The organism is Paenibacillus sp. FW104-T2, assembly GCF_058789975.1.
On sequence record NZ_JBYTCE010000001.1, the window covers coordinates 82387 to 107022 of the forward strand.

The 24636-nt window shown below is 47.2% G+C and carries 22 protein-coding genes; 20 read left to right on the forward strand and 2 right to left on the reverse strand.

Annotated features, from left to right (window positions below; genetic code table 11):
- Positions 1–53: 53 nt before the first annotated feature.
- Entirely contained in the window at positions 54–770 is a 717-nt protein-coding gene (locus AC3WQ3_RS00360) for a YheC/YheD family protein (RefSeq protein ID WP_492471103.1), read from the reverse strand.
- 301 nt (positions 771–1071) lie between these two features.
- Between AC3WQ3_RS00360 and AC3WQ3_RS00365 the strand changes: the two genes are divergently transcribed.
- The 4 genes from AC3WQ3_RS00365 to AC3WQ3_RS00380 all read left to right on the forward strand — a co-directional run bounded on the left by AC3WQ3_RS00365 (position 1072) and on the right by AC3WQ3_RS00380 (position 4382).
- Entirely contained in the window at positions 1072–1602 is a 531-nt protein-coding gene (locus AC3WQ3_RS00365) for a GNAT family N-acetyltransferase (RefSeq protein ID WP_492471104.1), read from the forward strand.
- Positions 1603–2366: 764 nt separating this feature from the next.
- Positions 2367–3074 carry an ATP-binding protein gene (locus AC3WQ3_RS00370; protein ID WP_492471105.1) on the forward strand — a complete coding sequence of 236 codons (708 nt, stop codon included), beginning with the start codon at positions 2367–2369 and terminating at the stop codon, positions 3072–3074.
- Between the two features lie 98 nt (positions 3075–3172).
- Positions 3173–3619: an RrF2 family transcriptional regulator gene (locus AC3WQ3_RS00375; RefSeq protein ID WP_336782610.1), complete on the forward strand. Its 447-nt coding sequence runs from the start codon at positions 3173–3175 to the stop codon at positions 3617–3619.
- A gap of 118 nt (positions 3620–3737) precedes the next feature.
- The gene (locus AC3WQ3_RS00380; RefSeq protein WP_336782608.1) at positions 3738–4382 is read left to right on the forward strand and encodes a nitroreductase family protein; all 645 of its coding nucleotides are present in this window, start codon (positions 3738–3740) and stop codon (positions 4380–4382) included.
- 118 nt (positions 4383–4500) lie between these two features.
- Here AC3WQ3_RS00380 and AC3WQ3_RS00385 read toward each other — a convergent pair whose 3' ends face one another.
- Positions 4501–5592 (reverse strand): GntR family transcriptional regulator, encoded by a 1092-nt coding sequence (locus AC3WQ3_RS00385; protein WP_221806015.1) that lies wholly within the window; start codon positions 5590–5592, stop codon positions 4501–4503.
- Positions 5593–6053: 461 nt separating this feature from the next.
- Between AC3WQ3_RS00385 and AC3WQ3_RS00390 the strand changes: the two genes are divergently transcribed.
- From AC3WQ3_RS00390 to AC3WQ3_RS00465, 16 genes are all read left to right on the forward strand, one after another.
- Positions 6054–7670 (forward strand): xylulokinase, encoded by a 1617-nt coding sequence (locus AC3WQ3_RS00390; RefSeq protein WP_354485921.1) that lies wholly within the window; start codon positions 6054–6056, stop codon positions 7668–7670.
- 1 nt (position 7671) lies between these two features.
- Positions 7672–8367 (forward strand): L-ribulose-5-phosphate 4-epimerase, encoded by a 696-nt coding sequence (locus AC3WQ3_RS00395; protein WP_492471106.1) that lies wholly within the window; start codon positions 7672–7674, stop codon positions 8365–8367.
- 96 nt (positions 8368–8463) lie between these two features.
- Positions 8464–9885, forward strand: a complete 1422-nt coding sequence (gene araA, locus AC3WQ3_RS00400; protein WP_492471107.1) for an L-arabinose isomerase — start codon at positions 8464–8466, stop codon at positions 9883–9885.
- Positions 9886–10092: 207 nt separating this feature from the next.
- Positions 10093–10857 carry an AAC(3) family N-acetyltransferase gene (locus tag AC3WQ3_RS00405; protein WP_492471108.1) on the forward strand — a complete coding sequence of 255 codons (765 nt, stop codon included), beginning with the start codon at positions 10093–10095 and terminating at the stop codon, positions 10855–10857.
- Positions 10858–11154: 297 nt separating this feature from the next.
- The gene (locus AC3WQ3_RS00410) at positions 11155–12852 is read left to right on the forward strand and encodes a histidine kinase N-terminal 7TM domain-containing diguanylate cyclase (protein ID WP_492471109.1); all 1698 of its coding nucleotides are present in this window, start codon (positions 11155–11157) and stop codon (positions 12850–12852) included.
- A 232-nt stretch (positions 12853–13084) separates the two neighbouring features.
- Positions 13085–14275 (forward strand): WXG100 family type VII secretion target, encoded by a 1191-nt coding sequence (locus tag AC3WQ3_RS00415; protein WP_492471110.1) that lies wholly within the window; start codon positions 13085–13087, stop codon positions 14273–14275.
- The gene (locus AC3WQ3_RS00420; protein ID WP_492471111.1) at positions 14275–14604 is read left to right on the forward strand and encodes a hypothetical protein; all 330 of its coding nucleotides are present in this window, start codon (positions 14275–14277) and stop codon (positions 14602–14604) included. The genes AC3WQ3_RS00415 and AC3WQ3_RS00420 overlap by 1 nt, the downstream gene beginning before the upstream one ends.
- Before the next feature lie 271 nt (positions 14605–14875).
- Positions 14876–16423, forward strand: coding sequence for a nickel ABC transporter substrate-binding protein (gene nikA, locus AC3WQ3_RS00425; protein WP_492471112.1), 1548 nt, complete (start codon positions 14876–14878; stop codon positions 16421–16423).
- Positions 16423–17370, forward strand: a complete 948-nt coding sequence (nikB, locus tag AC3WQ3_RS00430) for a nickel ABC transporter permease (RefSeq protein ID WP_492471113.1) — start codon at positions 16423–16425, stop codon at positions 17368–17370. The genes nikA and nikB overlap by 1 nt, the downstream gene beginning before the upstream one ends.
- Entirely contained in the window at positions 17367–18224 is an 858-nt protein-coding gene (gene nikC / locus AC3WQ3_RS00435) for a nickel transporter permease (RefSeq protein ID WP_336782589.1), read from the forward strand. The genes nikB and nikC overlap by 4 nt, the downstream gene beginning before the upstream one ends.
- Positions 18221–19021 carry an ABC transporter ATP-binding protein gene (locus tag AC3WQ3_RS00440; RefSeq protein ID WP_492471114.1) on the forward strand — a complete coding sequence of 267 codons (801 nt, stop codon included), beginning with the start codon at positions 18221–18223 and terminating at the stop codon, positions 19019–19021. Before nikC ends, AC3WQ3_RS00440 begins: the two co-directional genes overlap by 4 nt.
- Positions 19018–19872: an ABC transporter ATP-binding protein gene (locus AC3WQ3_RS00445; RefSeq protein ID WP_492471115.1), complete on the forward strand. Its 855-nt coding sequence runs from the start codon at positions 19018–19020 to the stop codon at positions 19870–19872. The genes AC3WQ3_RS00440 and AC3WQ3_RS00445 overlap by 4 nt, the downstream gene beginning before the upstream one ends.
- A gap of 530 nt (positions 19873–20402) precedes the next feature.
- Positions 20403–21500: an iron-siderophore ABC transporter substrate-binding protein gene (locus tag AC3WQ3_RS00450; RefSeq protein ID WP_492471116.1), complete on the forward strand. Its 1098-nt coding sequence runs from the start codon at positions 20403–20405 to the stop codon at positions 21498–21500.
- Entirely contained in the window at positions 21493–22533 is a 1041-nt protein-coding gene (locus tag AC3WQ3_RS00455) for a FecCD family ABC transporter permease (RefSeq protein ID WP_492471117.1), read from the forward strand. Before AC3WQ3_RS00450 ends, AC3WQ3_RS00455 begins: the two co-directional genes overlap by 8 nt.
- Positions 22530–23561, forward strand: a complete 1032-nt coding sequence (locus tag AC3WQ3_RS00460) for a FecCD family ABC transporter permease (protein ID WP_492471118.1) — start codon at positions 22530–22532, stop codon at positions 23559–23561. Before AC3WQ3_RS00455 ends, AC3WQ3_RS00460 begins: the two co-directional genes overlap by 4 nt.
- Positions 23561–24370 carry an ABC transporter ATP-binding protein gene (locus AC3WQ3_RS00465; RefSeq protein ID WP_492471119.1) on the forward strand — a complete coding sequence of 270 codons (810 nt, stop codon included), beginning with the start codon at positions 23561–23563 and terminating at the stop codon, positions 24368–24370. Before AC3WQ3_RS00460 ends, AC3WQ3_RS00465 begins: the two co-directional genes overlap by 1 nt.
- The last annotated feature ends 266 nt before the right edge of the window (positions 24371–24636 follow it).

Consider the following 24636-nt stretch of genomic DNA (forward strand, 5'->3'; position numbering starts at 1 on the left):
ATATAAAGAGGCGACCTGCCAAAACTACAAGGCGGTTCGCCTTTCTTTTTGCTTCAATGCTCCTTATACCATAATATTCTGCTATACATCGAAGAATCTTGTAGATGCTGGAAAGGGCGCAGGTCTGGTTTATAATTGCCTTCAATGATCCAAATCCGCCGCTTTCTGTCGATGCCTATATCGAACCCCACCTGTCTAAGCTTGGGGTAGTGCTCTCCCAGTCGTTTGGCAGCCAGCAGGGCAATTCGTTCTGCCTTAACAAGTAAGCTTCGGCCTCCAATATGAGATAATTTTAATGCTTTTAGCACGGGGATGGTGCGGCTGGTCACATTCGTGACACAGTATCCTTGCTCTGCAACTTTTGCGTATGAGCCTGTCACGTTCCAGGGGGATGAAGGACTTTTTTGGCGTTGAACCATAATGCGGATATCGAAGGGTCGATCTTGAACCTGGGCAAGCTGCAAACGTCTTTGGACGACATATCCATGATCCTTGTTTTTGTTATGAAATAATTGAAGTAACTGATTCATGTCTTTCATGGTAGTCACATGGTCCTCATGTTGAATACGTATGGATTTTGCACCATTTCGATGAATGAACAGGATATCTCTTCCGTAACGCCCGTCGCGAGGCTTCACAACAACGCTTTGATATTGATGCAGCATCTTTGATAAATTGTTCTTTCGAAGCAGCCGCGTCTTAGGCAGACGTTTGGCAAGAGAAGGGCCCTTACGGAGGATGCGATACTGAGTCCATTTGTCTCTTTTCATTCCAATCGGAATCACAGCCTTTTCCATTCGTTTACAGTCATTCTAAGGTAAAGTAACGGTTAGCATAAGCGGCCATTCGTCTATATTTAGGATAGTGCTCGTTCAACTCACGTGCTCAACGAGGTTCGGCGTGGGATGCCGACCGGTTCCATGATGTCCAATTTGCATGGTAGAATGGTGGGTATATGGTTTTTTTAACCATTTGATATAATAGAGTGAATTCAACATGGAAGGGACTGAACTATGCGCAGATATCAATATCTTGAACCTACCCTATCCCAAAACAATGGAGGTGAAAGTATTGATTACAGAATTACAGACAGAGCGTCTGCAGCTGAGGAAAATGCAGGTATCAGATTCACCGGGTTTATTTAAAATCTGGTCTGATCCGGAGGTTACTCGATTTATGAATGTTCATTGTTTCACGGCTGAAAATCAAGCAATAGAAATGATTCAGCTTCTGGATGATCTATCACAGGACAATAAGGCCATTCGTTTCTCCATCATACACAAAGAATCGGGCGAAATTATAGGATCATGTGGGTATAATGCCTTTAATTTTGTAAATGAAACAGCAGAAATTGGTTATGACCTAGCCAAATCGTACTGGGGAAAAGGTTATGCTTCAGAGGCGGTTTCGAGTTTGGTTGAGTATGCTCTCTCATCACGGAAGCTGAAACTAATCGAAGCAAAGGTAGAACCTGAAAACCTGAATTCCATAAAGCTCTTGCAGAAGCTTGGTTTCACGTATGAAGGAATTTTTAGTCAAGATAAAGGCGCAGAAGAAGCAGCGAGTGATCTCTATTTATACTCAAAATCAACATCCAATTAAACTAATCTATCAGGATTACGATAGCAGCATAAACTTTAGAATAGCCGTACGGGCTCGTAGACCGTACGGCTATACTGCATTTTACGTAAAACAACAGAATTTTATATTAAGTCGTTAGTCAAATAAGATACAATGAAATGTAGTATAGGGCATTTAGGCGGTGCCTTTAGGTTTGCATGCGTACAAGGCTATATCGTGTGGAACATATTCAAAGATATTCGAAGATATTAAATTTGAATTGAAATGGTGGGTTCATGAAAGAATTATACAGTCATGTAAACCGAAGAACATATTATATATCCATGTTAACGATCATTGTGCTTATGGTGTGGGGACTTATCCTATCGACGTCCGAGTTAAAGGGCATTACGATAGGCTATGGTATCCATTTTGCATGTGTAGCAATTATATCGGTGTGTTTGCTGATCTATCCGAAGTATGAGACTTATGTTTTTAGAACGATCATCATTATGATGGGGTTCGCTTATTTCTATACGCTTTTCTTTTTGTACCCGGATACTTGGACCACCTATATTCTGATATGCCTCATTCCTTCTCTTTCCATTTTGTTTTTTGATATGAAATTGTTTTACTTCTCCATGGTTTTAAATGGAATACTGATCCTGATGAGTTTCGTTTACATTACTCTAATTGACCAGGGACAGGTGTATACATACTTACATTACGATCTGGTAGGCAATTTAATCAATATCATAGCCAGTCAAGTGCTGCTGTTTCTCATATTTCATTTATCCTTTAGTCGGATGAAAAAGCAGCATCTCTATTATGAGCAGGTACAACAAGCAGAGCGTTTGAAGATGATCGCTAATTTGACCGCTGCTGTGGCGCATGAAATTAGGAACCCGGTTACTGTTGTTCGAGGTTTTTTGCAGTTATATCAGCAAGATCCCGCTTTTGACGTTTCGGACAAGAGCAAGTTTAAATTAATGATCGATGAATTGAATACGGTTGAACACATCACTTCTCAATTCCTAACCCTCTCCAAGCCCAACGGAGATCTGAAACCGGAGAGAGTCGATGTGAAGGATGTCCTTCATAGTGTTACAAGTCTGCTAAGTTCATATGCAATGCTATCGGATAATCATATTGATATAGATGTTGAGGAAGACTGCACGATTCTCATTAATATGATTGAGTTTAAGCAGCTGCTTATGAATTTAATCAAAAATGCAGTGGAAGCGTCGGAGGCGGGCATGTCTGTCTCTGTCACGGCAAGGAGAAGTCGTCATGATATTGAGATAAGAATTATCGATCAAGGAAGCGGAATGTCAGAAGATGAGGTGAAGTCACTAGGCACTCCTTTTTATTCGTTAAAAAGTAATGGGACAGGGTTAGGGTTAATGATTTGCTTTAACATTGTAGAAAAGTATGGTGGAGAGATTCATTATCATAGTGTGATAGGACATGGAACCACGGTTACTGTTCGCTTCTTAGCTGTGAGTGAGAAGTAAACAGTCATCGTAGAATGGTTCCTCTTCCTGTTGTTGAATGGGACTTAAGGGTTTGTTATAATGCACACATTACATCACGAAGAAGGGAGCACTGTATAATGAAAAAGGCCAAACATACCTGTCCATCCAACAGCAAGGCATTCGGCTTGGCTCTGCAGGCTCTTGTGTTCATGTCAGATAGTCCAAATCGCTATCCAAGCACCAATATTGCTGATCACTTGTGTTCGGAAGCGACGTTGATCCGCCGGATATTGGCGAAGCTGGCTCAGGAAAATATTCTTGAAGTCCGGGAAGGTCGCGATGGGGGATACCGGATGAAGGCAACACCGGAGTCAGTCACGCTGGCTGATATATATCAGGCACTCCAGACCGATATATCTCTATGCGAAGGTATGCTTGAATCTACAGGTGAGCACGCATTCGGCTTACAGATGCATGATATGTTCAGCGATATATCGGATGAAATTAACAATAGCGTTCTGAATATTTTACAAAAATACACCATTGCCGATATGACGAGTAAAATGAACCCCGTAACGGAATAATTGACAACGATCTATTCCGCATATATACTGTGCTTATATTAGCACAGTTAAGTGGTTTATTTTTTTGTTCTTAACTGTGCTAAATAATACACAGTATAGATATGGGAGGCTAAACGGAATGGAGAGCACAAAACAAGAGCAAAGTTTCATGGGTGTTGTCAAAGAAAGACGTTCAGTACGGCATTACGATCCTGCCTTCAATATTTCCGAGCAGGAACTGAAAGATATTTTGACTGAAGCTACTCTTGCTCCGTCAGGTGCAAATATGCAGCCATGGAAATTCGTTGTCTTCAATGATCAGGCTTTGAAGAAACAGCTGCTTCCCATTGCGAATAACCAACAGCAAGTGGTGAATGCCTCGGCTGTCATCGCGGTGCTTGGTGACCTGGAGTACATTAGACAGGTGGACTCTGTTTATGACGCTTCCGTAGAAGCTGGTTACATGACCCAAGAAGTCAAGGAAACACTGGTTACCAATATGAAGGGAATGCTGGCATCCATGGATCCTCAATATATTAAGGATGGTGTAATATTCGATTGTGGTCTTGTATCGATGCAGCTCATGCTAGCCGCACGAGCGCGCGGTTACGATACCGTTGCCATGGCTGGGTATGACAAGGAGAAATTCACCCAGGCATTTGATATCCCCAATCATTATGTGCCCACTATACTCATAGCTATCGGTAAAGCATCACAACCGGGACATCCAACCACACGTCTTCCGATTGATGAGATGACATTTTGGAATGGCATAACAAGATAATGGGAAGAATGCTCCCGAGGATTTCCCTTGGATAGAGTTCTTCTAATGATTGTAGATAGGTAAAACATAAAAACGTTAAAGGCTGCCATGATGGCAGCCTTTTTCTATGGATAATACCTTATTCTACTTCAATCTCCTTCACCGTCTCACCCTCCACCAGGACAGGCTGGTAATAGGTGTTGGTTGGTAGATCCTTTTTGCCTTGCAACTTCTTAATGACCCAATCGGCAGCGTCGCGGCCCATTTGCTCTTGGGGATGGGTTAGCGTGGTGAGTTTAATGTTGGCGTTCTTGGCAATGTACGAATTGTCCTGTCCAATAATGGATAACTCATCCGGAATGGATATGCCCAGTCTTCGGCAGGCATGCACCACTTCCAGCCCCACCTCATCGTTGTAACATACGATGGCAGTTAGAGCTTCCCTGTTATCGTTCAGAAACGTTTCCAGATTAGCGGATAGATCCGGCTTCGAGGCCGTATCGAACGAAAGCACCTGCTCGGGATGGAACCGTAACTTGGCTTCGCCCAATGCTTTGATATACCCCTTCATCCGGTACTTTCCTTGCAAATCATCCATTTTCGCAATAAGCCCAATCTGGGTATGCCCATTGGCGATCAATTCCCGGGTGGCCAGATAGCTGGACTGTACGTCATCCAGACAGAAGAAGGGAACCTCCAGCTCTTCGTAAAAGGCATTGATCATCGTGAACGGTACATCCTGCTCCTTAAATGACAGGTAGTACGCAATGTTGGGATTGTACAGATTGCTCTTGGTCGGCTCCACAATCAGGCCATCGACCCCGTAGGAGAGCATCATCTCCAGCGCTTTCTTCTCTTGGGCGACATCATTATTGGTGCTGGCTAACAGCAATGAATAATTATCCTCGTTCAATCGGCTTTCAATACCGCGAATGATGGAGGGGAAGATGTAATCAGAGATGTACGTCGTGATGACACCAATCGTTTTCTTCATCGTTGTTCCGCCGGATCTGGATCGGTATTGGTTGCTGACATAGGTTCCAGAGCCCTTCTCGCTTCTCAAAAAACCTTCGTTCGATAGCTCCAAAATGGCTTTCCGTACCGTCTGGCGGCTCACATTGTAGCTCTCCTGCAGAGCAGACTCGGTTGGGATCTGTTCGCCCACGTTATATGTCCCCGAAAGGATATGGCTCTTTATATCATCAATAATGACTTGGTATTTTGGCTTCATGCAATCCACTTCTTTCATGATTACTCATCTTTAGAAACGTAGGGTTCAAATAGTTGTACGTACATATTTTAGCATGATTCTAGTCTAATGAAAATAAAACAGCATGTTTCCCGAAATAAACCGTACAATTTAGGTTCAATTACATGAAACTGTACACTACAGCATACCCTTAAGCAAGCATAAAAAGACATGATAAACAGTAATAACATGTTCTTTGTAAGTATAAATATTATATATTATTGACAGATGTACGTACAAAAATTATACTAAGGCTGTCAGAAAAGGAAAGCGCCTTCTTAAATAAGGATTGCTGCTGTTCATTCACCAGAAGTGATCACAACAGCAGTACACATTTTATACGAATTCATAAATTCATCCTAAGCCGTTGCAGCTTTGGTCCTTTAATGTAACTACCAGCCTTGGGATATAAAACGGCGATCAGAGAGGGGACAACCATGGTTATGAGTCATGAGCAGATGAAAGAGGCCATTGAAAAGGGAGCTACATCCCTGGGCATCGAGTTCGGGTCAACGCGGATCAAGGCCGTATTGATTAATGAACGTTTCGACACCATCGCATCCGGAAGTTACGAATGGGAGAATCTCTTGAAAGACGGATATTGGACGTACAACCAGGAGGATATCATCACGGGCATGCAAACCGCGTATCGCGAGATGAAGCAGGATGTAGAACAGAAGTACGGCATCACGCTGCAAACCATTGGTTCCATCGGATTTTCCGCCATGATGCACGGATATGTTGCACTGGATCGTACGGGTGAATTGCTGGTACCATTCCGGACGTGGCGTAATGCAACAACTGGAGTGGCAGCGAAGGAGTTAACAGATCTTCTTCAGTTCAACATCCCGGAACGCTGGAGCATCGCACACTTGTATCAGGCCATATTGAACGAGGAGGAGCATCTGCCTCGTATTGATGCCCTGACCACACTGGCTGGATACATTCACTGGTTGTTAACCGGCAATAAAGCGATTGGAATTGGTGATGCTTCAGGCATTTTCCCAATCGATGAGTCCACACATAATTATCATCCAACCATGATCAAGCAGTTCGACGAACTGATCGCAGGCCGAGGCTATCCATGGACATTGGAAGAGCTTCTTCCCAAGGTATATCTCGCTGGCGAGGATGCAGGTACGTTAACGGATGCCGGGGCCAAGCTGCTTGATCCTGCAGGAGACTTGCAAGCAGGTATTCGGTTATGTCCGCCGGAAGGTGATGCCGGAACAGGCATGGTCGCGACGAACAGCGTAAGAAAACGCACGGGCAATATCTCTGTCGGTACATCCGTCTTTGCCATGATCGTCCTGGAAAATGAGCTGTCCAAAGTGTATCCCGAGATCGATATGGTCACAACGCCGGACGGCAGCCCGGTGGGTATGGTTCATGCCAACAACTGCTCCAGCGACATCAATGCCTGGATCGGATTGTTCCGTGAATTCTCTGAGGCGATGGGATACGAAGCTGATAGCGGCAAGCTCTTCAGTGTCTTGTTTAACAAAGCACTTGAAGCAGACCCGGATGGCGGCGGCCTACTGAGCTACGGCTACTATTCCGGCGAGAACATTACGGGGATCGATAAGGGCCGTCCGTTATTCGTTCGTTCACCTGAAAGCCGGTTTAACCTGGCCAACTTCATGCGTACCCATCTATTCACAGCCTTCGGTGCACTGAAGATCGGGATGGATATTTTGACGGAAAAAGAGCATGTAGCTATCGACAGCATCCTGGCTCATGGTGGATTGTTCAAAACGCCAGTCGTTGGACAGCGGATCGTTGCAGCAGCGATGAATGTGCCCGTATCCGTTATGTCCACGGCGGGGGAAGGGGGGGCATGGGGCATGGCGCTTCTCGCTTCGTACATGATCAATAAGGATGAGCAGGAGAGTCTGGATATATTCCTGGAGCAAAAGGTATTCAGCGATGTCGCTGGAGAGGAAGTAGCACCGGACCCATCGGATGTCAAAGGATTTGAATCATTTATCGAACGCTACCGGAAGGGCCTGGCCATTGAGCAGGCGGCTGTTGATCATCTGGTAGAGAACGGGAGGGACTAAGATGTTAGAGCAATTGAAACAAGAGGTTTACGAGGCGAATCTGGAGCTGCCGAAGCATGGTCTTGTGAAGTTCACTTGGGGCAATGTCAGCGCCATTGATCGGGATAGCGGATTGTTTGTAATCAAACCAAGCGGTGTCAGCTACGATGTCATGAAGCCAAGCGACATGGTTGTTGTCGATCTGGATGGCAACGTGGTCGAGGGTGAGATGAGACCCTCCTCGGATACAGCAACCCACGCCGTTTTATATAAGCATTACTCCGAAATAGGCGGGATTGTGCATACGCATTCCACATGGGCGACCATCTGGGCGCAAGCTGGATTGGATGTACCTGTTATGGGAACGACACATGCGGATACGTTCTATGGTGCGGTACCTTGTGCACGTTTCCTGAACCAGAATGAGGTTGATCGCGGGTACGAAGCGGAGACAGGACGCGTCATTATTGAAACGTTTGAACAGCGTGGGATTGATGTTATGGCCGTTCCGGCCGTGCTGCTCCATGGTCATGCACCGTTTACCTGGGGGAAAGATGCGAAGGCGGCTGTGGTGAACAGTGTTGTGCTGGAGGAAGTATGCAAAATGAACCTGTATGCGCGGCAGCTAAACAACTTTGCCAAAGAACTGCCGCAAGGCATTCTGGATAAGCACTATCTGCGGAAACACGGGAAAGACGCGTATTACGGACAGAAGTAATTTGGTTATGTAGCGATCGGAAGATGGTACTGCAATCGGAGTGATAAGTGTAAACCCATATGTTCAACTATAAAAAAATGAAATGAGGATGATTACATGTCAGCAGCAGCAAAAGAATTTTGGTTTGTCGTTGGTTCGCAGCATCTCTATGGTGAAGAAGCACTGGGCGAAGTAAAAGCCAATGCACAGAAGATTACGGACGCCCTGAATGCAAGTGGCGTTCTGCCATACCCACTCGTATTGCAGGATCTGGCGGTAAGCGCGGATAAAATCACAAGCATCATGAAAGAAGTCAACTACCGCGACGAAGTAGCGGGTGTTATTACTTGGATGCATACCTTCTCTCCTGCGAAAATGTGGATTCGTGGTACAAAATTGCTGCAAAAACCACTGCTTCATCTGGCTACGCAATACAATGAAAGCATTCCTTGGGCCACCATCGATATGGACTTCATGAACCTGAACCAGGCAGCACACGGTGACCGTGAGTATGGTTTCATCAATGCCCGTCTGAGAAAACAAAACAAAATTGTCGTTGGTTACTGGGAGCGCCCAGAAGTGCAGCAGCAGGTTGCGGATTGGATGGACGTGGCGGTTGCCTATAACGAAAGCTTCAACATCAAAGTAGCCCGTTTTGGCGACAACATGCGCAACGTGGGTGTAACTGAAGGGGATAAAGTGGAGGCACAGATCCAATTCGGTTGGACAGTCGACTACTTTGGCATTGGTGACCTCGTACAGGTTGTGAATGCGGTGACAGAGCAGGAGATCGATGACCTGATCGGCCAATACGCAGAGCTGTATGAATTCGATTATGGTACAAACAGCAAGGAAGCTTGGGAAGCCAGTGTTCGTGTGCAAGCCAGTTATGAAATTGCGATCAAACGTTTCCTCGACGAGGGCGGATACACTGCATTCACCACCAACTTCGAAGATCTGCATGGCATGAAGCAGCTTCCAGGTTTGGCTGTACAGCGCCTGATGGCCCAAGGATATGGATTTGCTGGCGAAGGTGACTGGAAAACAGCTGCACTTGATCGTTTGCTGAAAATCATGAGCCACAACGAGAATACGGGCTTCATGGAAGATTACACATATGAAATGGCTGCCGGACAGGAAGCGATCCTTCAATCTCACATGCTTGAAGTAGATCCTACACTCGCCAGCACCAAACCGAGAATCATTGTGTCTCCACTGGGTATTGGTGATCGCGAAGATCCGGCACGTCTGGTATTCGATGGCAAAGCAGGCGAGGGTGTTGTCGTATCCATGGCTGACTTCGGTACCCATTATAAACTGCTAATTAATGAGGTCTCTGCATTCGAGCCAACTGTACCAGCACCGAATCTGCCTGTGGCACGTGTACTGTGGAACGTGAAGCCAAACTTCCAGGATGGGGTTAAAGCCTGGATCGAAAATGGCGGCGGTCACCACACTGTAGTATCCTTGAACCTGACAACAGATCAAATCGTAACGTATGCGAAGCTGGTTAACCTGGAGTACGTAGTTATTAAATAAATATAAGATATTTTATCGTGATTGGACTCATATCGATGATTGCTTGGCGGCCGAGGGATTCCCTCGGCCCTTTGTCGTGCTGTAATGCGGTTGGCAGGGCAGCCACATTCACAGTCTGTAGCGCAGTCTCAGGAGGGGCATACTGCTGCGCACCATAGAGTTTCTTTCATTTTGCTATAATAGCCCAAAGGAGGTTATCGATTCATTATGCATACTCAACAAAGCTTGCTTGATCAGCTCCACCAGCTTGGCATTGACAGACGAGGTACGCTGCTTGTTCACTCTTCCATGAAAAGTATAGGTGAGGTCGAAGGTGGGGCGGATACCGTACTGGATGCCTTTACAGAGTATATGAAGGACGGACTGCTGGTGCTGCCAACCCACACCTGGTCCACCATCAATGCGAGTAATCCAATGTTCCACGTGGAATCATCACCATGCTGCGTTGGAATTCTACCTGAGCTATTTCGAAAACGGCCAGGTGTAGTACGTTCTTGGCACCCGACTCACTCGGTTGCAGCAATCGGTCAGAATGCAGTGGCATTCACGAAGGACGATCACCTATATGACACGCCTTGTGCAAGAGGCTCAGCTTGGGGCAAGCTGCTGGATCGTAAGGCGACCATTCTCCTTGTTGGCGTTGACCTGAAACGAAACACGTTCATCCATGGCGTAGAGGAATGGGTGGACATTCCGGGACGTTTAACAGATGAGCATGAGCAGCTCTACACGGTATTGCCAGATGGAACAGAGATTTCAGTACCTTCCCGCAGGCATTGCGGGTTGTCGTGGTCGGAGCATTTCTGGAAAGTGGATGAGGTGTTACAGCGCAAAGGCGCGATGCGCATAGGAAGGCTTGGGGGTGCTATTGTACGAGTATGTGATGCGGCCATGGTGGAGGCAGTTATCACAGAGATGCTAAGGGCGAATCCGGATCTATTCTCGGATAACCTGCCACTAGCGAAGGAGTAAGAGTAGATGTATCAGAGGACCGCTCGGCAACGGGCGGGAGATGGTTCTTTTCTCAATAGTTAAACGTTCAAAAACACTCACAAATCAGCAAAATAGATGCATAAATAAAACAGTGCTTGGCTGTATTTCCAGTGTATGGCCTACTCACCCATAGGGGTGTGTGATAAGATATGGTTAATTTAACCAAAATTTTAGTCAGGGAAAGCAATATTTAGTTTCACTACAGCTTCAATTAGATTTACGAAAACAGCCTAGCTCAATGATATCGAAGTAGCGCAACCAAGAAGGAGAAGATTTGTGAGCCCATTGGTATGGTATGATCTCTTTTTATTCGTCCTGTTGTTTGGTGTATACGTTTATGTTTTTGCTACCGCTAGAATCACGAACTTACATAAGGTTTACTTTCTATTTCATGGGTTGATGATGCTCTGGCCCTTCTGTCAGTTTGCAATCGTGCTGTCGGATAACCCGGGCTGGCAATTATTTTATGTGACCCTGTCTTTCGTCGCTGTCTCACTGCTTGGAAGTGGCTGGCTGTTGTTGACGATCTTCATTACTGGTTATGCAGACCGATTAGGGACAAAAAGAGTTATGCTGCTGTTCGTGCCAGCTATTGTTGCAGCCATAGGTGTGATTATCAACCCGGCCAATTGGTTTGTAACCCCGCTGGAGGGTGGTTATGTCGAACGGGCGTATGGCTCATGGTTCTGGGTTGTCATGATTGTTTTGGTGAGCTACTTTGTAGCTTCCCTCTTTATTTTGTTCGGGGCACTTCGCGCCTCCGATAAATCACCAACGATTAAAAAACAGGTGAAAATTACGCTCTGGGGTATATTCGTCCTGGCTGTTTTTGCAGCCATTGATGCCCTCCTGAATGTGGTTCTGCGAGCGTGGATACCGTTCATCATTCCCGGACTGACGTCGCTGGGGATTTTTCTGTCGGATTTATTTTTTGTCTATGTCATCAAGCGGTACAACGTCTTCGATCTGGTTTCCATTGCCCATGAGGATGTGATTAATACGATTCCCCATGGCATCCTGGTTTTGGATGAGAATGAGACTATTATTGAAGCAAACAAGGCATCCAGGTCCTTCATGGATCTGCATGTTGGGGATTGTTTTGATATGGAGGCATTTCTGGGATCGGTTCGTGTAGAGGGCGACAGCGGGCTGTTTCTGGATCAGTATCGGCAAAGGGAAAATATGCTGTCTCAGATTGAGGTTATTGTGGAGGAGCACGACATGGAGCGTCACTACATCCTCCAAACCTCTCCAATCATTGATCATTATCAGATGCCTCTTGGTCATCTCCTGACGTTTCAGGATGTGTCGCAAGAACGCTACTATGTGAAAGAAATGAATCGGCAGAATGAGATGCTTCAGGAACGCAATTATGCCCTGGATCGCATTCGGCAGGAGTTATCCGAGGCTAATCTCAAACTGGAAGAACTGGCGCTTACGGATAGTCTGACTCACTGCTACAATCGTCGTTATCTGACCCAGCAGCTGACGCATGAGGTCATTACGAATGTTCACTATAAGACGCCGTTTTCACTCCTTCTCCTGGATATTGACTTCTTCAAGGCAATCAATGATCGCTATGGACATGTCATCGGGGATGAAGTGCTGTACCGTACAGCTCAGGCTGTGAAACAGTCCATCCGGGAGACCGATATCCTAACGCGCTACGGCGGGGAAGAGTTCATGATCTACCTTCCGCACACCGAACGCCAGTTAGCTCAAAAAATCGCAGAACGCGTGAGGCTGTCCGTGGAGTCCAACCTTATGGCGGTGGATCATGAGGTTGGGCAGGTATCCATTACGATCAGTATTGGGATTCTATCCATTGAGGATTTTGAATGTGATTTTGTACCGGATAATCCGGAAGGGTATCTGACGCAGCTATTTGCAGCAGTAGACAAGGCACTGTATCAGGCGAAGCAGAATGGGCGGAATCGGATTGAGTTTGCGGAGCTAGAGCGGGGCGTTTCTTGATGAGGTGAGAATCACAACACCTCTATAATATGTCTTAGAAATGGCACCAAGCCAAATTGGTGTCATTTGTTTTTTTTACCTTTAACTTGGGTATATGCATATAGGACCATAGGACTGATGAGAACAGGCTTTAATGCTATTAATTAGGTAAAATCAGGATTTTAGCCGGATGTATTGCGTTTGGAACTTCTGCTAACATAGGTTAATCCTATTTCAATGAGCGGAGATACATATGAGTACAATAAAAGTTACCCCTGAACAACTACATGACGTATCCAATCAGGTAGATCAGGCCAGACAACAATTGGAGGGCATCCGGAGTGATCTGACCAGGCAGATTATGTTCATCCAGGCGATGTGGATGGGTGCAACGCAGGAACGTTTTTACTATGAGTTTGAGCGATCCAAGCCTATACTGGAGAAAGCACTAGAGAGTATGGTCAACACGTCCAAGGATCTGAAGGATATCGCTACCCGTTTTCAAGAAGCAGATGCGGAGCAGGTAAGTTTGGCAGGTGCAACTGGAGCTGTTGGTGCGATGGCGATGACGACAAGATTGACCGGTAATGGAAACCCGGAAGATAAGGGTTATCGGATGGCGTATAACTCAGCATTTGGAGTATGGCTTCCTGTGAATGAGAAAGGCGTTACGGATCAGGCGGCTCTCCAGGCTTATGAGAAGGATAAAGGGAATTTGGATGTAAAAGGCATGCAAGGTCCTATGAACATGGAACCGCCAGGGGAGGATATCTTCGCGCTCCAGATCAAGGCATTTGAGAATGGGATTCATCCGTTTACAGGCGAGCCTGTCTCAGATAAATATGCTCAAACAATGGTTACATCGCTTAAGCTTAGTCAGATTTTTATGGCCGTTTCGATGGTTAAGGGAAGTATGCCGGGCAGCAAAGGTCCATTCCGTTTGCCATCATCGAACCCAGCTGTGGCGAAGATTAAAAAGCATATTGAGGCTGCTAAAACGAAGAGTGGTGAAGAGATAGGACCATCTTCTCCAGTTTCAGTTAAGCAAGAGTCGTATAAAGAGATTAATATACATGGCAAGTTAAACAGTGAAATTGACGAAATAGATTTAAAAAACAAAATAATATATGAGGATAAATCGGCGAAGAAATTGTACATGGATAACCCCAATGTTCCGCAAACGGAAGAACAATGGGCACTCAAACAGATATTTAAAAAGGGTTCAAACAGAATAATAGCGCTTCAACAAACAGAAGTGAAGCTGTCAAGTTCTATATCTCAAGATGTTCCCCTATTTGAGGATATAACGAACATTAGGAACTATGTGTTCAGAATTGATGCAGATACTCCAAAGTTAAGGTTGGCAGTTCAAAATGAACTTAATAATTTAAAAACCAAATATCCGGATTACAATTTTTCAGCTGAATTTGGAGGGAAAGAATAATGTCCATAGGTCTATTTAGATATAACGGTGACATCAATGATCGGAACGCAGAGCTGACACTCAGTGAGAATATATCAACTCAAGATTTCTATGAAGAACATTGGGAGACAGCAATACATGAATTAGGAATAAAAATTATTCAAGATGGATCTGAGATTAATTATAGTCAATTAGAAGCTGCAGTAGATGAGTTAGCACTTTTAAAGGAATGGACAATAAAAAACTTGGTTGGAAATGATTTGGAGTATATGAAGGGGAGAATTGAGAATCTACAAAAAGTGCTGCCTGATGCATTTATTAATGAAGACACGGTACTTTATATATTCTAGGTAAGATTTAAACCTTCTGTACGATGCAACTAATGATCGTAGAGGCTAGGTCACATTAAAAGAACACAATCAGCGTAATAGGAACCATGATAAAGCCCTCATATGTAACAAAAAACATGAAGAATCCGCTCTCATCTGAGAGACGGATTTTTTTGCGTTCCACCACCAATATATCTCTTGTCAAAACGTAATCATTACGATAAGATAATACTCATTGTTTAAATAATAATAATTACGATTAAGACAACGATTAAGAGAGAGGGGCATTACCTTGAATAAAAAGACGCCGCTGCTGGTGCTGACCTCCCTGGTCCTGAGCGCCGGACTGCTGAGCGCCTGTGGATCTTCCGAAACGAGTCCCGCTGCGCAGCCTTCCAACGATAAAAACGTTCACTTCCTATATAACTTTTCCACAAACTCGCTTGACCCACATGTCGACTCCAGCTACGTTCCGCTTCGTGCAGGCATTACGGAAACGCTGGTTCGTCTCGATGAAGAGAATCTGACCGTTGCTCCATGGCTTGCTGAGAGCTGGGAAAGCGAAGACGGCCAGCATTGGACGATTGATCTGCGCGATGATGTAACATTCCAGAACGGCAAGCCGATGACCGGTGAATCTGTTAAGGCATCACTTGAGCGCGCATTGACCGAAAGTACGGCCATTCAGAACGCACTTAAGATCGACACGATCGAAGCCGAGGGCGACAAACTGGAGATTACAACAACACAGCCGTTCCCAGAATTCGCTTCAGAACTGGTGAACCCCAACACGGCCATTATAGACGTGAGTGAGCCGGACATTGTGAACAAGCCTATTGGTACGGGCCCGTTCAAGCTGACTTCTTTTACCCCAGGCAGCAAGCTAGAACTGGATCGCTACGATGAATACTGGGACGGTGCTTCACCTCTCGACTCGGTAACATTCTCGTTTAACGAGGATGCCAATGCTCGTACACTCGCACTTCAATCCGGACAAGTCGACATCGTATACCGTCCGGAAGTAGAAAGTTTGGAATCCCTTAAAGCAATCGATGGCATGACTGTGGAGTCCACCTCCACGTTCCGCGTTCACCAGATGACGATGAACATGCAGCGTGAAAGCATCAAGGACCTAAACGTGCGCCGTGCACTGGATGCATTAATTGACCGGCAGGGGATCGTTGATACCATCCTGCTTGGCTACGGTGAGTCGGCAATCGGGCCGTTCCTTCCGTCTCTGCCGTTTGCACCTACCTATGACAAGGCAGCATCACAATCAGGTGAAGAAGCTGCGGTTAATTACCTGAAGGAAGCAGGCTACACGCTGCAAAACGGCGTTATGACCAAAGATGGCAAACCACTGCAACTGACGCTGCTTACATACTCGGCTCGCGCAGACCTGCCATTGATCGCCCAAGTCTTCCAGTCTGACGCCAAGAAGATTGGCATCGATGTGCAAATTCGCCAGATCGATACGCCGGAGGATTATATGGCGTCCAATCGTGATTGGGATATCGCAACCTATAGTAATCTGACCGCACCGCGAGGTGACGCGGGTTATTATCTGAATGCAACTTATCATCCGAAGGGTGCACTCAACTTCAGTGGATCAGAGGATCCGGAGCTGACGGCGATCATCGATGAGCTGAATCTCACAGTAGATCCGGAGAAGCGCGCAGAGCTTGCGGAAAAGGCCGCCAATTACGTGCACGACAACGTGCTGAATTCATTTGTCTTGCATCCGGGTACGATCGTTGCCTACAACGGCAAGAAGATCAAGAACTGGCTTACCACGCGCAGTGAGTATTACATGATCACCAATAAGCTGGATGTGATGTAATGTTTCGCATTTTGCTCCGCAAGTTTCTCGAAGTATTTATTTTTCTGCTGTTCATTATGTTCGTGAGTTTCCTGTTCATCCGTCTGGCTCCAGGGGACCCGGTGCTGACCATTCTGAATGTGGATGAACTGTCCGTCAGTCAGGAACAGGTTGAGGCTATGCGTGAAAAAATGGGCTTCAATGATTCCCTGCCTGTTCAATTTGGCAATTGGCTGCTGGACTTCATCCGCCTGGACTTCGGCGTATCGTACTCGACAGGGCAGCCGGTTATGCAGACGCTCATGCGGGCGCTTCCGGCTACAGCGGAACTGACAATCGGAGCTCTGCTGGTCATGCTGGTTGTGGCGATCCCACTTGGATCCCTGTCGGCATTGCATCGTGGCAGCTGGATCGACCGGGGCAGCCGCATGCTGTCCATTGTCGGTGCAGCGGTACCAAGCTTCTGGCTGGGCCTGATTCTGATCGACTTGTTCGGCGTACGCTTCGGTAATCTGCCGACAATGGGACGGGATGGATTTGTATCGCTTATTTTGCCGTCTCTGACGCTGGGGCTTGCCATATCCAGCGTTTATGTGCGTCTTTTGCGCTCCAGCCTGTTGGATTCACTGAGCCAGGAGTTCGTCCGGTCCGCCAGGGCGAGAGGGTTATCCGAAGGCCGCATTTTCTTTTTACATGCTTTTCGCCACAGTCTGCCACCCGTCATTACAGTGTTCGGTGTCAGTCTGGGAAGTCTCATTGGAGGAGTCGTCGTTATCGAGGTGCTGTTTGCCTATCCGGGCATTGGCAAGCTTGTCGTTGATGCCATCCGCCAGCGCGACTATCCATTGATTCAGGGTTACATTCTGATCATGGCGGTCGTTGTATTCTTCGTAAATACGGCAGTTGATCTGTCCTATCGATATTTGAATCCGGAAATGAAACTCAAGGAAAGGGAGGCCCACCGATGAAAACGATGCTTCTGCGCCCACTGGCCGCTAAAAAATCGAAAAAACACAGCATACAGGCGATCACCGCCTTGCTATTTGTGCTGCTGATCATCGGGGCTTCCATATATGCCTTTGTTTATCTTAAACATGACCCTACACTAACCGACCTTCGCGGAAGGCTGCAGGGTGCAAGTGCTCTCCATCCATTTGGCACCGACCATCTGGGTCGAGACGTTCTAACAAGGCTGCTGCTTGGAGGCGGCCAGACGCTCGGTTATAGTCTGCTGGCGCTCGGAGCGGCACTGCTCATTGGCATTCCGTTTGGCCTGATTGCGGGATACAAGCGAGGTTGGGTGGATAAGCTCTTTATGCGAATTGCCGATGCTTTCCTTGCCTTCCCTGACACCATTGTGGCTATTGTATTAAGCGGGCTGCTTGGGGCGGGTATCGGTAATTTGGTGCTGGCGATCGTGATCGTCAAATGGGTCAGCTATGCACGCCTTGTCCGCAGTACCGTTCTGTCCGAGTCGCAAAAGGACTACATTCGTATCGCACGAACCAATGGACTGTCAGACGCACGCATTATGACCAAGCATCTGCTCCCGCATATTGCCGGGCATGTGCTCGTACTGGCAAGCCTCGATCTGGGGAAGATCATTCTGCTCATCTCTTCGTTGTCCTACATCGGACTTGGGGCTCAGCCACCAACGCCTGAATGGGGAGCTATGCTGAATGACTCCAGACCATACTTCCAGTCACGGCCAGAGCTTATGGTCTATCCGGGTCTAGCCATCGTAGTGGTAGTACTGCTTGCGAATATGCTCGGCGACTATCTGAGAGACCGCTTTGACGTGAAAAAGGAGGTGCAGCCGTGATTCTCTCCATTGAGGAACTGAGCATCTTCAGCTGTGATCGTACCATTGTCGACAGCGTCTCTCTCGCCGTTCGAGAAGGTGAATTCATGGCGCTGGTTGGGCAGAGCGGTAGTGGCAAAAGTCTGCTCTCACAGTCGATCGGTCAACTGCTTCCATCCAACCTGCACGCAGCGGGGCGAATCATGTTTGAAGGCAGCAACCTGCTCGAATGTAAACCGAAGGAGATGCGCGCCCTGCGGGGAAGCTGCATCTCATATATTTTTCAGGATTATCAGGGAGCGTTCACGCCGTTTCGCAGTATTGGCGGACACTTTGACGAATACCAGAAGATCCATGGAGAAAAGTCTTCTGCTGTCCGGCGTAAACGCGCCATCGAGGCGCTGGAGTCCGTTGGACTTGGGGCAGAGCTTCTCCGCCGCTATCCGTTCCAGTTGAGCGGTGGTCAGCTTCAGCGTGCATCCATCGCAACATCGCTTATGCTATCGCCAAGGCTGCTAATTGCCGACGAGGCGACTACGGCGCTCGACAGCGTCTCGGGTCACCGCGTGCTGGAGCTGCTGGCACGTAAGCAGGCAGAGACTGGCTGCGCCATTCTGTTCATTACACACGACTGGCGTCATGTGCGCCGCTACGCCAATCGGCTAGCAGTTATGAAGGAAGGACAGATTGTCGAATCGGGCGGGAAACACCGTATTCTGGACCATCCGCAGCATGAGTATACGCGTCAACTGATTGAAGCAGCTCCTGTCCTGAGCCGCTCGTTAAAATCGGGTCTGAAGGAGGCGGAAACGCAGTGAAGTCTATCGAAATGGAGTACCATAAGGAATCATTGCCGGTTGAGCCATCTATCCAACAGGACAAGGAGAAATCTGAGTTGTCTGCCCAACCGGTGCTGGGCGTGGAACATCTCAGCCGTACCTATGCTGGCGCTGAGCGTCCAGCTGTTAACGGCGTGTCTTTCACCTTAAACCAAGGCGAGTGCCTCGGACTGGTTGGCGAGAGCGGCTGTGGCAAGAGTACACTCGCTCGCTGTCTGCTGCGGATCGAAGATGCTGATTCCGGCTCGATCATGCTTGGTGGTGAGGACATTGCGCGGCTTAGCGGCCGACGCTTGCGCCCACATCGCAGGAAGATCCAGATTGTGTTTCAGAATCCGGCTGCGGCGCTGAATCCAAAGCTGAAGATTGCTGATTCATTAATCGACCCGTATGAACAGTTCGGGAGAGACGTTAAGCTGTCCCACTTTGCCTATACATCGAAGGACGCCTACTTGAAGCAGCTGCTGGAAGCTGTTGAGCTTCCAAGTGAACTCGCGGGGCGTTATCCGCATGAGTTAAGCGGCGGGCAGCGTCAGCGCGTAACCATCGCACGTGCCATAGGCATTGAACCGGACGTTATCGTTCTTGATGAACCAACAGCCAGCCTGGATGTGATATCACAGGGCGCTGTACTGCAATTGCTAACCGACCTACGGACATCACTGGGACTTTCATATTTGTTCATCTCGCATGACCTGGCTGCCGTACACCGTATGAGCCAGCGTATCATCGTGATGCGAGAAGGACAAATCGTCGATCGATTTGGTGCGGATGCGCTGTTCGCAGATGAACGTCATCCGTATACGAAGGAACTCATCTCAATCTTCTGAGTAAACCCCGAAATGGAGGGTATAAAGGCATACCCAAACCTAAAAGCCACTTTCAATGAGAATTGATTGTGGCTTTTTGATGTTACTTTTGTTTTCTTTACGTTTGAAAGCCCATACTTTTGCTGGTTTGTTCATTAAACGTAAGATATCTAGGAATATAATAATTTGTGTCCCCCCCTTTATTTCATGATTCCCGATAGTATGCATCCATATTTTTTGTTGACAATCGACTAAAACAAAGGTAGATTTGTGATATCGATAATCATTATCAGTATCACAATGAGTAAAAATGCATAAATATACGAAGCTTCATTCTCTACTTTGCTATAGGTTGTTTTCGCACCGATACATATAGACTGGGGTTTCAGGTGAGCAGATGCATGCCACGATTTTGCAATATCAGCTTCATTCAATCGCTCAGATTGATTGAAAACGTTCTCGAAATGATTCGTGATCGAGGTTACAGCAAGACAGGATAGTTAATCGATTTATTCAAAAAATTTTATTTTAGAAAAGGAAGGGTCTAACACATGAAGGGGAAACGTAACATTTCATTGAAAGCACTAATCATCTCGGTGATTATGATCTTGGTACTGGTGGGCTGCTCAACGCAGCAATCCGATTCGACCACGGGTTCAGCGCCAGCAGCAAACAGTTCGGCAAACACAGATGAAGCAGCTACGGAAACAGCGGTTACGCCAGATGAAAGTACACAATATCCAATCACCATCAAGCACGCTCTTGGTGAGACGGTTATCGAAAGCAAGCCTGAACGCGTGGTTACCGTACAATGGGCCAACCATGACATCGCTCTTGCTCTAAATGTTGTCCCTGTTGGATTCTCGGCAGCAAACTTTGGTGTGCAGGATGACAGCGGACTGCTTCCTTGGACCAAAGAGAAGCTGGACGAGCTTGGTGTAACAGATCCGAACGTGTTCCAGGATACAGATGGTCTTGATTTTGAAGCCATTTCGGATGCTAACCCTGATGTGATTCTTGCCGCGTACTCCGGTATTACACAAGAAGACTACGATACATTAAGCGAGATTGCTCCAGTTGTGGCTTATCCAACAGCTCCATGGGCAACGACGTGGCGTGAACAAGTAAACCTTAACGCTAAGGGCATGGGCATGGAAGCGGAAGGTGAGCAGCTGATCAAAGATACCGAAGACATGATTAAGGAGAAACTGAGTGCCTATCCTCAGATTGCAGGCAAAAAAGTAGTTTGGGTGAACTTCTCTGCCCAAGACATGTCCAAATTGCATATTTATACGCCAGTTGACTCTCGTGTTTCTTTCTTGGAAGAACTGGGATTGAGTAATCCCGAAAGTATCACCGAACTCATTAAGGATCCAAAAAGCTACTCATTGGAACTGAGTGCTGAGAATGCAGAGGCTCTTAACGATGCCGATCTGCTGATCGGATACGGCAATGATGAATTGTTAAAGGCTATTCAGGCCGATTCCTTGCTGGGTAAAATCCCTGCGATCGAGAGAGGCTCTGTTGCCTTCATCGATAGTGACACACCTCTGGTGGCTGCCGGAACACCGAATCCGCTTTCGATTGCGTATACCATTGATGAATACCTGAAATTAATCGGTGCGGCGATCGACAAGATCAATGAATAGTTCTTCGACTTCCCAAAACAATCCTTTAAAACTTCATATGCCTAAACATTTCAAGACGGTGCTGTTCCTTTGCATCGTCTTGCTCGGCGTTTGCGTGTTGGCATCACTCACACTAGGTTCCCGGCTTGTGAGATGGAATGAACTGATGGATGGTCTGTTTCACTCCAATATGGACTCCTATGGGGCAAATATCGTTCGCAAACGAATATCCCGGACCGTGTTCAGTTTATTTTGCGGAGCTGCACTGGGCGTTTCCGGAGCATTGATGCAATCGGTCACGCGCAACCCGCTCGCTGACCCGAGTATTCTGGGTGTCAATACAGGGGCGTCCCTGTTTGTTGTTTTCGGCATTGCCTTTCTGGGCATAAACACGGCAGGCCAATATATCTGGCTGGCCTTGGTTGGTGCTGCACTTACCGCTGTATTTGTATTCGCTGTCGGTTCCATGGGGCGGGGCGGCGCTACACCCATCAAATTGGTGCTAGCAGGAGCAGCCATAACGGCAGCCCTTTCCTCTCTGGTGACTGCCATCATGATTCCACGCGCTTATGTAATGGATCAATTCAGATTCTGGCAAGTCGGCAGCGTCGGTTCAGGCAACTGGAGCGATATCGGTACGTTTGTGCCGTTTCTGGCCATTGGTATCATCATTGCCTTTATTACGGCTCCAGCACTGAATGCATTGGCACTGGGTGACGACGTGGCAACCGGGCTGGGTGTTCGAACGGGAGTGCTCAGGCTGATTGCAGCACTTGCGGCGGTTCTATTGTGTGGTGCAACAACGGCACTGGCCGGTCCCATTGGTTTTATCGGACTTTTGGCGACGCATGTGATTCGGCTTATACTCGGCTCTGATTTGCGTTTTGTTATTCCGATGTCGGCGATTTCGGGTGCGATTATCTTGACGATATCCGACGTGCTTGGCAGGCTCATCGGCAGTCCGGGAGAGCTCGAGGTCGGTGTGGTTACAGCCTTCATTGGAGCTCCAATTCTTATCATTCTAGCGATTAAATCGAAAGTGCGTTCATTATGAAAAATAATACGATGGAATTGATTATATCGGGCAGACGTCATAGACGACGTCGGTGGGTCGTTGTTACTGCATTACTTGCCATACTCGCGCTCGCTCTATGCTGTGCCATGCTTTTGCTGGGAAATACCATTTACCCGCTTGGTGATGTCATCCGGGTCCTTTCCGGTGAGCAGGTTAAGGGGGCGACATTTGCAATCCATACCATACGTTTACCAAGGATGCTTGCAGGGCTGTTTGCCGGATTTGCCTTCGGTATGGCGGGTTATATTTTTCAGACCATGCTGCGCAACCCCTTGGCGAATCCGAATGTCATCGGTATAACCTCCGGTTCAAGCGCAGCAGCCGTGTTTTGCATCACGGTCATTCATGCAAATGGAGCCGTTGTTTCCATTGCTTCGGTCATTGCGGGTCTTGCGACGGTGGTATTGATCTATATATTATCCAAGGGAAGAACCTTCTCGATCGGAAGATTGATCCTTGTCGGAATAGGCATACAGGCCATGCTGGATGCGGTCATATCCTATCTTTTGCTGGTCAGTTCGCAGCAGGACATTCCAACTGCGCTTCGCTGGCTCAGCGGCAGCCTTAACGGCTCCAAGATGGACGAGCTTCCGCCTTTAATCATTGCGGTTCTGGTCCTGTCTCCTTTTATTATACTGCTAGGCAAACATCTTGGTTTACTGGAGCTTGGAGAACAATCGGCTACATCACTTGGTGTTGCTACGGATAAGACAAGAGTTGTACTCATCTTGTGTTCTGTAGGCATGATTGCTCTCGCGACAGCCACTACCGGTCCGATCGCTTTTGTTTCTTTCCTTTCGGGACCTATCGCGAAGAGACTAGCCGGATCAGGCTTCTCAAATGCCATTCCGGCGGGACTTGTTGGCGTTAATCTGGTCTTGGCTGCAGATCTCATCGGGCAATTTGCGTTCGAGGTCAGATATCCTGTGGGCATCATTACCGGAATCCTCGGTGCACCTTATCTGATCTACCTGCTCATCCGAATGAACCGAAAGGGAGAATTATAATGAAACCGACGCATGTGTTCCAAGCGGAAGACTTAGTGGCTGGCTATGACAATAAAACCGTTATTCATGGCGTAGACCTTGCGATTCCCAGCAACCAAATCAGTGTCATCATTGGAGCTAACGGCTGCGGGAAGTCTACGCTTCTCAAAACATTGGCCCGGCTGATCAAGCCGATATCGGGAAAAATTACGCTGGATGGGAAGCCGATCAGCAAATTCCCACCCAAGCAGCTGGCCAGGGTGGTGGGACTGTTACCCCAATCCCCTATTGTCCCGGAAGGGATCTCTGTTGCCGACTTGGTGGGAAGAGGGCGGTTTCCGCACCAGTCCTTGCTGAGCGGATGGACCAAGAAGGATTACGAAGCGGTAGCTGAAGCCATGGAGATCATGGACATTACCGAATTTGCCAACCATAACATCGATGAGCTTTCAGGCGGTCAACGACAACGGGTCTGGATTGCGATGGCTCTGGCGCAGCAGACGGATATTCTCTTTCTAGATGAACCAACAACCTTCTTGGATATTACCTATCAGGTTGAGATTCTCGATCTGCTCACCGACCTTAACCGGAAGCATGGAACAACCATTGTCATGGTGCTGCACGACATCAACCTGTCAGCCCGTTATGCGGATCATATCATTGCGCTGGTGGAAGGGAAGCTTGTCGCAGAGGGTGCTCCTTCTGACGTCATTACAAGCACCATGGTGAAAGACATATTTGGCCTGGACTGTACTGTGGTAGAAGATCCGTTGTCAGGCTCCCCTTTGGTCGTACCCCGGGGAAGATATCATGTAGATGCTAGCGAATAAACATGCTAATCGGACGTTCTGCTCTAAGAGGCCACAGTAAAACAAGCTTATTCCAGGAATTCATCATCTGGAATAGGCTTTTTCCTTGCCGAGAGCCGGCTGATTCAATCCCATTTTCCTCATGAGGAGAAATACGTACCTAGAAATTTGACTAGAATGGCGTTATGGCTTGCCATGTTTTCTATTATCTTGAAAAAATAAATCTTTCACCCCTATAAGCGGGTTAGCGGTAAGGTTGAAACTAAAGTATACTAACAGGTAAACCA